This is a genomic window from Sphaerotilus sp., from assembly GCF_013299175.1.
In the GTDB taxonomy this organism is placed as follows: Bacteria; Pseudomonadota; Gammaproteobacteria; order Burkholderiales; family Burkholderiaceae_C; genus Sphaerotilus.
Genome location: NZ_JAAFKF010000134.1, coordinates 1 through 9091, shown reverse-complemented (window position 1 = coordinate 9091; position 9091 = coordinate 1). Strand labels below are relative to the sequence as shown.

The following is a 9091-nucleotide window of genomic DNA, read 5'->3' as shown; positions in this document are numbered from 1 at the left end:
GCCAGGAACATCGCCGCGCGCGGACATGCGCGTCTCGCAGGAGGAATCCCCGTCCTTTAGGGCGGGGAGGATGTCAAGATCCTCTCAAACGCTGGAAACTTTCGCCGATCGACCTGAAGGCACGCCTGAAGTACCGCGACTACGGCATGGCCCGCGACACGATGCTGGACGCGACCCACACGCAGCAGGCGCCGTGGACGCTGGTGGACTTCAATGACCAGCGGCGTGGCCGGCTGACGCTGATCCGGCACCTGCTGGACCAGTTGCCCGACTACGATGTGCCGGAGCAGCTCATCGAGTTCGAACCTTTGTCTGCCCCTGCGGCGAGAGAATCGTTCACCGGGCCGCTGAAGCCGATCCCGTCCATCTGAGCGCAAAACGCAGAACGCACCACCACCATGAAACACCTGTTCACCCGCGGCGTGCTGCCGCTCCTGCTGGCCGCTGTGGCGCTGCTGACCGGCTGCGACCAGCAGAAGATCGCGAAGCTCGAAGAGGGCGTCGCGACCGAGATGGACGTGATGCGCGAGTTCGGCACGCCGCTCGACATCCAGCGCGCCGACGATGGCACGCGCGTCTTCGAGTACACACGCCAGCCCGAAGGCAGCACGAACTACTACATCACCATCGGCCCGGACGGCAAGATGAGCGGCCTGCGCCAAGTGCTGCACCCGGCGTATTTCGGCAAGGTGCAGCCGGGGATGAGCGTGGCCGAGGTGCGCAAGCTGCTGGGGCAACCGGCCGAGAAGCAGGCGTACCAGCTCAAGAAGGAAGAGGTCTGGGACTGGCGCTGGCTCGATGGGCAGACGCGCAAGGTCTTCCGCGTCACCTACGATTTCAACGGCAAGGTGCTGAACGCGGCGTCGCTGGACGATCCGCGCGACGTGTACCAGGGCGGCGGCAAGTGAGTGGGCCGGCGGTGCCGGTCGGTGCCGCGAGCACGCTGAAATACCTGCGCGGCTATTCGGCAGAGCTGCAGGCGCAGGTGCTGGAACTCGTCGCCCAGGACCAGCTCGGCACGCTGCTGGCGAAGCGCCACCCCGAGCCGCACGAAGTCCGCACCGACCGCGCGCTCTACGACTACACGCAGGCGCTGAAAAGCCGCTACCTGCGCAGCGCCGAGCCGATCGCCAAGGTGGTGTACGACCCCAAGCTCAAGGTCATCCAGCACGCCCTCGGCACCCACACCACCATCTCGCGCGTGCAGGGTGGCAAGCTCAAGGCCAAGCGCGAGATCCGGGTGGCCAGCCTGTTCCGCGAGGCGCCGGCAGCGTTCCTGAAGATGATCGTGGTGCATGAACTCGCCCACCTGAAGGAGCGCGAGCACGACAAGGCGTTCTATGCGCTGTGCTGCCACATGGAGGCGGACTACCACCAACTGGAGTTCGATCTGCGGCTGTACCTGACGCACCTGGACCAGCGCGCCGCCGCCGCGACGACGACCGTGCCGGCGAACAGGAAGGACTTGCCACCCCCGCCAGGGGATCTTCGGTCCTGAGCGTCCTGAAGTTCAGATGGCGGGAGCGGCCAGCACCCCGGACGCAGCAGCCTCGGGTGCCGAGGTGGCATCGGCCGGCAGCGGTGGATCGAAGCCGATGCGGTCCACCGCACCGCCCAGCGCCCATTCGGTGTAGCGCCAGTCGTTGTCGGAACGCACGACCCCGGTGGGCGGCTGCAGTGGCGCCTCGGGCACACCGGCCAGCGCCTTTTCCATGAACCCGATCCAGATCGGCAAGGCGAGCGTGCCTCCTGACGCCTGTTCGCCGAGACTGCGCGGCTCGTCGTGCCCGACCCAGGCCACCGCCACGAGACCGGGCTGGAAACCGGCGAACCAGGCGTCCACGGCGTCGTTGGTGGTGCCGGTCTTTCCGTAGAGGTCGCTGCGCTGCAGGGCGCGCTGGGCCAGGGCCGCGGTGCCGCCGCTGCGGGTCACGTCCTGCAGCATGGTGTTGACGAGGAAGGCGTTGCGTGCCGGGATGGTGCGGCTGTCCTCCTCGTGCGGTGGCAGGCGCGGGGGCTGGAAGACGACCACGCCTTGCGCGTTGGTGATGCGCTCGATGAAGACGGGCGTGGTTTCCTGGCCGCCATTGGCCAGCAGGGCATAGGCGTGCGCCAGTTGCAGCGGCGTGGTGCTGCCGGAGCCGAGGGCCAGTGTCAGGTTGTCGGGCAGGTGCTCGGCGTCGAAGCCGTAGCGGTGGATCCAGGTGCGGGCGTTGTCCAGCCCGATCTGCTGCAGCAGGCGCAGGCTGACCAGGTTCTTGGAGCGCGCCAGCCCCTGCCGCACCGTGAGCGGGCCGTCGAAGCGCCCGTCGGCGTTGCGTGGCTGCCAGCCGGTCGCGGCACTGGCTTCGCTGGGCCAGAGCGGGGCGTCGTTGACGAGGGTGTCGGGCATGACGCCGTGCTCCAGCGCGGCCGAATAGAGGAAGGGCTTGAGGCTCGATCCGGCCTGGCGCCAGGCTTGCGTGGCGCGGTTGAAGGGGCTGCGCGTGAAATCGAAACCGCCCACCAGTGCCCGCATCTGTCCGCTGTGTGGCTCCAGTGCGACGAAGGCGGCCTGCACCTGCGGCCACTGGGCGACGGTCCAGTCCTCGCCCCGCCGCTCCAGCCGCAGGACTGCGCCGCGGCCGATGGCCAGCTCCGTCGAGGCATCCGGCAGCAGCGCAGCCCGTACCCGTGCCAATCCCGCCCCGCTGATCTGCAGGGTTTCGCCCGTGGCGAGCTGTACCGACACGCCGCGCGGCCCGGTCTCGGTGACGATGGCCAGCCGCAGGTCGCTGTCGTCCTGGTGGTCGCGCAGGGCCTGGGCGGCGGCGCGCTCCAGTTCGGCGCCACGCAGGAAGGGCAGCGGCTCGCGCGCTTCCGGGCCGCGCCAGGGCTGGCGGCGCTCGTGCTCCAGCACCGTGGCACGCAGGGCGGCATAGGCGGCTTGCTGGTCGGCGGCGCGCACGGTGGTGTAGACCTTGTAGCCCTGCGTGTTGGCCGCATCGCCATAGCGGGCGACGACGGCTTGCCGCGCCATCTCGGCCAGGTATTCGGCGTGGACCTCGGTGTGCGTGGGCAGGCGGATGGCCAGGTACTCGGCGGCGGCCGTGGCGCGTTCCTCGGGGGTGATGAGTCCGACCTTTTCCATGCGGCCGAGCACCAGGGCCTGCCGGGCGCGGGCGCGGGAGAAGTTGGTGACGGGGTTGGCGTAGCTCGGGTTCTGGGGCAGGCCGGCGAGCATGGCGGATTCGGCGATCGACAGGCTGGCCAGCGGTTTGCCAAAGTAGACCTGTGCGGCGGCGGCGAAACCGTAGGCGCGCTGGCCGAGGTAGATCTGGTTCATGTACAGCTCCAGGATCTGTGCCTTGCTGAGCTGCTCTTCGATCTGCAGCGCCAGCAGGGCTTCCTTGAGCTTGCGCTCCAGCGTCTTGCTGGGCGAGAGGAAGAAGTTGCGCGCCACCTGCTGCGTGATGGTCGATGCACCCTGGCGCATGCCGCCACCCAGGTTGGCCAGCACGGCACGCGCGATGCCCAGCGGGTCGAGTCCGAAATGCTGCTCGAAGCGGGTGTCCTCGATGGCGAGCACCGCGCCCTGCAGCATCGCCGGAATGTCCGCGATCGGCACGAACTGCCGTCGCTCGGCGCCGAACTGACCGATCGGCACACCGTCGGCGGTGTAGACGATCAGCGGCTGCTGGGGGGCGTAGTGCGTGACCTTGTCGAGCGGTGGCAGGTCGGACCACAGCCGCACCACAGTGAAACCCAGCCCCAGCAGCGCCACCAAGGCGACCGCCAGCACGAGGCCGAGCAGGGTCTTTCCGGCGGTGCGTGCGGTCTGCCACCGGCGCCGGGGCGTGGGAGAGATCGGCTTCACGGGGGATGTGGGCGGGGTCAGCGGAGTCGGGAAACAGGGACGCCGCGCGACTGTAGCGGCGACGCCTCGGGCGCCATCCCCGCCTAAGGCATGGGATGTCGGGTTTTCAGGACATGCCGTGGGGCGGCGTTGTGTGGCGCTGTCGGTAGCGCCGTGCATCGTGGTGTCAGTCCAGACGCTGGCGGAACCGCTCGGGCTGGAATCCCACGGTGATCGCACCGTCCGGCCACTGCACGACCGGGCGCTTGATGGCGCTGGGGTGTGCCAGCAGGAGTGCGCGGGCGCTGTCGGCGCGGGTGACAGCGGCCTGGGCAGCGGTGTCCAGCTTGCGCCAGGTCGTGCCGCTGCGGTTGACGAGGGCCTCCCAGCCGACGGCGGCGATCCAGGCGTCCAGTGCCGCCTCCGGTACCCCCTGCTTCTTGAAGTCGTGGAAGGCCACGGCCACACCGTGCTCGGCCAGCCAGGCGCGGGCTTTCTTGACGGTGTCGCAGTTCGGAATCCCGTACAGGGTCAGGGCGGCGGTCGGGGCGGTCGGAGGGGTCATTGGCGGGCGTTGCGGACGTTGGCCGGCGCCGCGGCGGGGTGGCTGGTGCGCCAGGGGTTGATGTCCAGGCCACCACGGCGGGTGTAGCGGGCGTAGACCTGCAGCTTGACCGGCCGGCAGCGGGTCAGGAGGTCCATGTAGATCCGCTCCACGCACTGTTCATGGAACTCGTTGTGGCCGCGAAAGCTCACCAGGTAGCGCAACAGGCCGGCCTGGTCGATCTGCGGCCCGCTGTAGGTGATCTGCACGCTGCCCCAGTCCGGTTGGCCGGTGACGAGGCAGTTGCTCTTGAGCAGGTTGGAGGTGAGCGTCTCGGTGACGGGCAGCTCGCCGAACGTCGCCGTGAGCAACTCGGGGGCGGGCTGGAACACGTCGCAGTCGATGTCCATGCGGTCCAGGCACAGGCCCGAGAGTTCGTGGATCGGCTGTGCGTCGAACACGTCCGGCAGCACCAGCTTGACCCCCACGTACACACCGGCCGCGGCGCTCAGGTCGCGCACCAGCGTTGCGCGCACGGCGTCCGCCGAGTCGAAGCGGCTCATGTTGAAGCTGTTGAGGTAGAGCTTGAGCGACTTGCTCTCGATGATGTTCGGCGAGTCGCAGGGCACGGTGAACGTGGCCAGCGCCACCTCGGGCTTGCCGCGCGGGGTGAGCCAGGACAGCTCGAAGGCGGTCCACAGGTCAGCGCCCATGAAGGGCAGTCGGCCACTGGCGTTGGCGGCGGTGAGGCCGATCTCCGCGCGCTTGGGCGTGCGCGAGATCGGGAACAGCAGCTCGGGGGCGTAGGTGTCGCGGTAGGTCGCGACCGCCTTGCCGAGGGGGGAGTCGGCGGGGTCGGTGTGGGCGTTGGGCGTCATGGGGCGGGATGGTAGCCAAGCAGCTCGACCGGCGGCTGCAGGCCCAGGCGCTCGGCGTGGCGGGCCAGCAGCGGGTCGGCGGTGACGAAGCCGGTGGCGCCCGCTTCGGCGCTGATCGCCAGGTGCAGCGCGTCGGCGAAGTCCATGCCGGCGGTGTGGGCCATCTGGGCGGTCCAGACGGCTTCGATGTCGGGGCAGTGCAGGTTCGGCAGCGCGAGGATGGCGGCGATGGCGCGGCCGAGGTCGTTGTGGCCGATGCGCTTGCTCTTGAGCAGCCAGACCAGCTCCAGCAGCACGGTGCCGGTGACACCAAAACGCTTTGGCTGGCGCAGCAGCTCGCGGGCGGCGAGGTAGGCGCTGGGCTGGTCGCGCAGGATGAGCCGGGCGAGCACGGAGCTGTCGAGGAACATCATGGCTGGCTCCGGCTGGCGTGGGTGTCTTCTGCGCCGATCCGGGCGACGATGGCCGCCGTGTCGTCGGCCGCGCTGGTCGGCGCCACGTCCGGTCGGTAGAGGCAGCCCGCGAGCGCATCGACCGCAGCGTGGATGGACGCCAGGTCGAACTCGGGTTCGCGCAGCGGCTCCAGCACGAGGCGCCCGGCCTCCACGCACAGCACGAACCGGGTGCCGGGCACCAGGTTCAGTTCGCTGCGCACGGCCTTGGGGATGACGATCTGGCCTTTGCTGGAGAGGCTGGTGGTGTGCATCGGCGTGGCTCGGACAAGGGCGTTCAGGGTGGAGGGGCGGTGGCAGTGGCAAGGGCAGTTTAGCGAGTTCCGGCCGTGTGATTGTCTGCATTCCTTCGGCATTCTTGCGGCTCTGGCCGGATGCGTGCAGGGCCATGCCGGGCCGTTCAGCAGCGGCGCGCATGGCCCGTCCTATACTGACCGAACGATTCAAGCGATGTCCGAAGGTGTCCGAAATGGGTAGCAAATTGAAGGTTGCGGGTTGGGTGGCTGTGGGGGCCGTCGCTGGTGCGCTGGCCACGATGCAGTTGCAGGCGACGGCGCGCAGTGCGCTGTCACCGCTGCCGCTGGAAGACATGCAGCAGCTCGCTGCGGTGTTCGACCTTGTCAAGCGGTCGTATGTCGAACCGGTGGACGAGAAGAAGCTGATCCGCGATGCGATCGGCGGCATGGTGTCGGGGCTGGACCCGCACTCGGCGTATTTCGAAGGCCAGTCGTACAAGGAATTCCACGAGGGCATCAGCGGCAAGTTCACCGGCGTCGGCATCCAGATCGAGATGGAGGACGGACTCGTCAAGGTCGTCTCGCCGATCGAAGGCTCGCCGGCGTTCCGGGCGGGCATGCAGACCGGTGATCTCGTCACGCGCATCGACGATGTCGCGGTCAAGGGCCTGAACATGGACCAGGCCATCAAGCGCATGCGCGGCCCGAGCGGCTCCAAGGTGGTCCTGACCGTCTACCGCAAGGCCGAGAACCGCACGTTCCCGGTGGCAATCATCCGCGAGGAGATCAAGACCAAGAGCGTGCGCTCGAAGGTGATGGAGCCGGGCTATGCGTGGATCCGCGTCAACCAGTTCCAGGAGCCGACGCTGCGCGACTTCGCCGAGCAGTTGAAGGAGATCTTCCGCGTCGAGCCGAACCTCAAGGGCCTGGTGCTGGACCTGCGCAACGATCCGGGCGGTCTGCTCGACGTTGCGGTCGGCGTGTCGGCGGCGTTCCTGCCCAAGGACGCGGTGGTGGTGTCCACGAATGGCCAGATCGCCGAGTCGCGCAGCGTGCTCAAGGCGGCGCCGATGTTCTATTCCCGCGATGGCAACGACACGCTGGCGGGGCTGCCGGCCTTGCTCAAGACGGTGCCGGTGGTGGTGCTGGTCAACGAAGGCTCGGCCTCCGCCAGCGAGATCGTGGCTGGCGCGCTCAAGGACCACAAGCGGGCGGTCATCATGGGCGCACAGACCTTCGGCAAGGGGTCCGTGCAGAGCGAGATGGCCCGGCTGCCCATGCCCAACACCTCGCTGAAGATCACCACGGCGCGCTACTACACCCCGTCCGGCCAGTCGATCCAGGCCAAGGGCATCCTGCCCGACATCCCCGTGGACGAGACCGCCGAAGGCAGCCCGTACGCGGCGCTGCGCATGCGCGAGGCCGATCTGGACAAGCACCTCAACAACGGCGAAGAAAAGAAGGACGACACCCGCGAGAAAGCCCGCGAGGAGGCGCTCAAGAAGCTCGAAGAAGCCAAGGCGAAGTCCAAGGAGGGCAAGGAAAAGGTGCCCACCCTGCCCGAGTACGGTGCCCCCGACGATTTCCCGCTCCAGCAGGCGCTCAACCGGCTCAAGGGCAAGTCGGTGGTGGCCTCGAAGACGCAGGTGGAGCGCAAGGCCGAAGAGCCGAAAGCCAAGTGAGCGGAGCACGCCAGTGGACCTGCCCGACATGAACGACGACCAGTTGCTGCGCTACAGCCGGCACATCCTGCTCGACGAGATCGGCGTGGAAGGCCAGCAGCGCCTGCTCGCCGGCCACGCGCTGGTGATCGGCGCGGGCGGGCTGGGTTCTCCCGTGCTGCTGTATCTGGCCAGTGCGGGTGTCGGCACGGTGACGGTGGTGGACCACGACACCGTGGACCGCACCAACCTCCAGCGCCAGATCGCCCACACCGAAGACCGCGTCGGCCAGCCCAAGGTCACGTCCGCGGCGGCGGCGATGGCGGCGATCAACCCGGAGGTGCGCGTCCACGCCATCGCCGAGCGGGCCGACGCTGCCCTGCTCGACCGGCTGGTGGCTGCCGCCGACGTGGTGCTCGACTGCAGCGACAACTTCCCCACGCGCCACGCCGTCAACGCCGCCTGCGTGCACCACGGCAAGCCGCTGGTCTCCGGCGCGGCCATCGGGCTGGACGGCCAGATCTCGGTCTGGGACGTGCGCGGTGGCGCCGATCCCTGCTACGCCTGCGTGTTTCCACCGTCGGCCGAGGTGCCCGAAGTACGCTGCGCCACGATGGGCGTGTTCGCGCCGCTGGTGGGCATCATCGGCACCATGCAGGCGGCCGAAGCCCTGAAGATCCTGAGCGGTTTTGGCACGTCACTGGCTGGAAAGCTGCAGATGCTGGACGTGCGCCGCATGGAATGGACCGAGATCCGCATGGGACGCGACCCCGCGTGCCCCGTCTGCGCGGATCGCCACAACGAACACCATGGACCAACCTCAACTTCCGCCTCACCCTGACCTGAAAGCCCGCAACTTCCCCAGCGCGGAGGAAGAAGCCCTCGCCGCCCAGCCGGTCTCCCGCTACAGCGGCCCGGAAAGCGCCTACCGGCTGGCGTTCACCGACGACGCGTTCCTGCTGCGCGACGAGCTGCGGCCGGTGCGGATGCAACTGGAGCTGCTCAAGCCCGAGCTGGTGCAGCGCGAGCAGGGCATCGAGTCCACCGTCGTGATCTTTGGCAGTGCGCGCATCCTGCCGCTGGAGGTCTCGGCGGCGCGTCTGGCACAAGCCCAGGCCAGCGGCGATACAGCCGCCATTGCCCGCGCGACCACGCAGGTGCAGATGAGCGGCTACTACGAGGAGGCGCGCCGCTTCGCCGCCATTGTCACCCGCGAGTCCGGGCGGCTGGACTCGCCGATCCACGTCGTCACCGGCGGCGGCCCCGGCATCATGGAAGCGGGCAACCGTGGCGCGCACGAGGTCGGTGGCCGCAGCATCGGCCTGAACATCGTGCTGCCCCACGAGCAGGAGCCGAACGCCTACATCACGCCGGAACTGTGCTTCCAGTTCCACTACTTCGCGCTGCGCAAGATGCACTTCCTGATGCGCAGCATCGCGCTGGTGTGCTTCCCCGGCGGCTTCGGCACGCTCGACGAGCTGTTCG

The 9091-nt window shown here is 68.6% G+C and carries 10 protein-coding genes and 1 pseudogene; 6 read left to right on the top strand and 5 right to left on the bottom strand.

What is annotated here, in order from left to right; genetic code table 11:
* From QZW52_RS17320 to QZW52_RS17310, 3 genes and pseudogenes are all read left to right on the top strand, one after another.
* Window positions 1–371 (top strand): annotated as a pseudogene (locus QZW52_RS17320) (hypothetical protein); the annotation flags it as partial.
* 27 nt (window positions 372–398) lie between these two features.
* Complete coding sequence (locus QZW52_RS17315) at window positions 399–908, top strand: outer membrane protein assembly factor BamE (RefSeq protein ID WP_294000990.1); 510 nt, start codon at window positions 399–401, stop codon at window positions 906–908.
* An 11-nt stretch (window positions 909–919) separates the two neighbouring features.
* Window positions 920–1498: a YgjP-like metallopeptidase domain-containing protein gene (locus tag QZW52_RS17310; RefSeq protein ID WP_294000989.1), complete on the top strand. Its 579-nt coding sequence runs from the start codon at window positions 920–922 to the stop codon at window positions 1496–1498.
* A 12-nt stretch (window positions 1499–1510) separates the two neighbouring features.
* Here the strand turns inward: QZW52_RS17310 and QZW52_RS17305 are convergent, their stop codons facing one another.
* The 5 genes from QZW52_RS17305 to QZW52_RS17285 all read right to left on the bottom strand — a co-directional run bounded on the left by QZW52_RS17305 (window position 1511) and on the right by QZW52_RS17285 (window position 5963).
* Entirely contained in the window at window positions 1511–3856 is a 2346-nt protein-coding gene (locus QZW52_RS17305; protein ID WP_294000988.1) for a penicillin-binding protein 1A, read from the bottom strand.
* A gap of 166 nt (window positions 3857–4022) precedes the next feature.
* Complete coding sequence (locus tag QZW52_RS17300; protein WP_294000987.1) at window positions 4023–4400, bottom strand: ArsC family reductase; 378 nt, start codon at window positions 4398–4400, stop codon at window positions 4023–4025.
* Window positions 4397–5257, bottom strand: coding sequence for an NADPH-dependent 7-cyano-7-deazaguanine reductase QueF (gene queF, locus QZW52_RS17295; protein WP_294000985.1), 861 nt, complete (start codon window positions 5255–5257; stop codon window positions 4397–4399). Before queF ends, QZW52_RS17300 begins: the two co-directional genes overlap by 4 nt.
* Complete coding sequence (locus QZW52_RS17290; RefSeq protein WP_294000984.1) at window positions 5254–5670, bottom strand: type II toxin-antitoxin system VapC family toxin; 417 nt, start codon at window positions 5668–5670, stop codon at window positions 5254–5256. The genes queF and QZW52_RS17290 overlap by 4 nt, the downstream gene beginning before the upstream one ends.
* Complete coding sequence (locus QZW52_RS17285) at window positions 5667–5963, bottom strand: AbrB/MazE/SpoVT family DNA-binding domain-containing protein (protein ID WP_294000983.1); 297 nt, start codon at window positions 5961–5963, stop codon at window positions 5667–5669. Before QZW52_RS17285 ends, QZW52_RS17290 begins: the two co-directional genes overlap by 4 nt.
* 215 nt (window positions 5964–6178) lie before the next feature.
* Between QZW52_RS17285 and QZW52_RS17280 the strand changes: the two genes are divergently transcribed.
* The 3 genes from QZW52_RS17280 to QZW52_RS17270 form a co-directional block, all read left to right on the top strand.
* Window positions 6179–7627: a S41 family peptidase gene (locus QZW52_RS17280; RefSeq protein WP_294000982.1), complete on the top strand. Its 1449-nt coding sequence runs from the start codon at window positions 6179–6181 to the stop codon at window positions 7625–7627.
* A 28-nt stretch (window positions 7628–7655) separates the two neighbouring features.
* Window positions 7656–8447, top strand: coding sequence for a HesA/MoeB/ThiF family protein (locus QZW52_RS17275; protein ID WP_294000992.1), 792 nt, complete (start codon window positions 7656–7658; stop codon window positions 8445–8447).
* The coding region (locus QZW52_RS17270) for an LOG family protein (protein WP_294000981.1) at window positions 8416–9091 on the top strand (676 nt) is incomplete at its 3' end. The genes QZW52_RS17275 and QZW52_RS17270, both read left to right, overlap by 32 nt.

What these genes read in the sequence shown, in the direction of transcription:
- QZW52_RS17280 (WP_294000982.1), top strand. Translation starts at nt 6,179, where the DNA reads ATGGGTAGCAAATTGAAGGTTGCGGGTTGGGTGGCTGTGGGGGCCGTC.
- QZW52_RS17300 (WP_294000987.1), bottom strand. Translation starts at nt 4,400, where the DNA reads ATGACCCCTCCGACCGCCCCGACCGCCGCCCTGACCCTGTACGGGATT.
- QZW52_RS17315 (WP_294000990.1), top strand. Translation starts at nt 399, where the DNA reads ATGAAACACCTGTTCACCCGCGGCGTGCTGCCGCTCCTGCTGGCCGCT.
- QZW52_RS17275 (WP_294000992.1), top strand. Translation starts at nt 7,656, where the DNA reads ATGAACGACGACCAGTTGCTGCGCTACAGCCGGCACATCCTGCTCGAC.
- queF (WP_294000985.1), bottom strand. Translation starts at nt 5,257, where the DNA reads ATGACGCCCAACGCCCACACCGACCCCGCCGACTCCCCCCTCGGCAAG.
- QZW52_RS17285 (WP_294000983.1), bottom strand. Translation starts at nt 5,963, where the DNA reads ATGCACACCACCAGCCTCTCCAGCAAAGGCCAGATCGTCATCCCCAAG.
- QZW52_RS17290 (WP_294000984.1), bottom strand. Translation starts at nt 5,670, where the DNA reads ATGATGTTCCTCGACAGCTCCGTGCTCGCCCGGCTCATCCTGCGCGAC.